The organism is Enterobacter sp. PL_is511, assembly GCF_055816065.1.
Genome location: NZ_JBVPGP010000003.1, coordinates 1 through 1,470 on the forward strand (window position 1 = coordinate 1; position 1,470 = coordinate 1,470).

Annotated in this window: 1 rRNA gene; it reads right to left on the reverse strand. The window is 54.8% G+C overall.

The features are described from left to right. Positions 1 to 20 precede the first annotated feature (20 nt). Positions 21 to 1,470 (reverse strand): 16S ribosomal RNA (locus tag AC0TN7_RS00015); the annotation flags it as partial.

Sequence of the window (1,470 nt, forward strand, 5' to 3'; positions counted from 1 at the left end):
CAAAGGCAGGTTCTTTAAGGTAAGGAGGTGATCCAACCGCAGGTTCCCCTACGGTTACCTTGTTACGACTTCACCCCAGTCATGAATCACAAAGTGGTAAGCGCCCTCCCGAAGGTTAAGCTACCTACTTCTTTTGCAACCCACTCCCATGGTGTGACGGGCGGTGTGTACAAGGCCCGGGAACGTATTCACCGTAGCATTCTGATCTACGATTACTAGCGATTCCGACTTCATGGAGTCGAGTTGCAGACTCCAATCCGGACTACGACGCACTTTATGAGGTCCGCTTGCTCTCGCGAGGTCGCTTCTCTTTGTATGCGCCATTGTAGCACGTGTGTAGCCCTACTCGTAAGGGCCATGATGACTTGACGTCATCCCCACCTTCCTCCAGTTTATCACTGGCAGTCTCCTTTGAGTTCCCGGCCTAACCGCTGGCAACAAAGGATAAGGGTTGCGCTCGTTGCGGGACTTAACCCAACATTTCACAACACGAGCTGACGACAGCCATGCAGCACCTGTCTCAGAGCTCCCGAAGGCACCAATCCATCTCTGGAAAGTTCTCTGGATGTCAAGAGTAGGTAAGGTTCTTCGCGTTGCATCGAATTAAACCACATGCTCCACCGCTTGTGCGGGCCCCCGTCAATTCATTTGAGTTTTAACCTTGCGGCCGTACTCCCCAGGCGGTCGACTTAACGCGTTAGCTCCGGAAGCCACGCCTCAAGGGCACAACCTCCAAGTCGACATCGTTTACGGCGTGGACTACCAGGGTATCTAATCCTGTTTGCTCCCCACGCTTTCGCACCTGAGCGTCAGTCTTTGTCCAGGGGGCCGCCTTCGCCACCGGTATTCCTCCAGATCTCTACGCATTTCACCGCTACACCTGGAATTCTACCCCCCTCTACAAGACTCTAGCCTGCCAGTTTCGAATGCAGTTCCCAGGTTGAGCCCGGGGATTTCACATCCGACTTGACAGACCGCCTGCGTGCGCTTTACGCCCAGTAATTCCGATTAACGCTTGCACCCTCCGTATTACCGCGGCTGCTGGCACGGAGTTAGCCGGTGCTTCTTCTGCGGGTAACGTCAATCGATGAGGTTATTAACCTCACCGCCTTCCTCCCCGCTGAAAGTACTTTACAACCCGAAGGCCTTCTTCATACACGCGGCATGGCTGCATCAGGCTTGCGCCCATTGTGCAATATTCCCCACTGCTGCCTCCCGTAGGAGTCTGGACCGTGTCTCAGTTCCAGTGTGGCTGGTCATCCTCTCAGACCAGCTAGGGATCGTCGCCTAGGTGAGCCGTTACCCCACCTACTAGCTAATCCCATCTGGGCACATCTGATGGCAAGAGGCCCGAAGGTCCCCCTCTTTGGTCTTGCGACGTTATGCGGTATTAGCTACCGTTTCCAGTAGTTATCCCCCTCCATCAGGCAGTTTCCCAGACATTACTCACCCGTCCGCCGCTCGTCACCC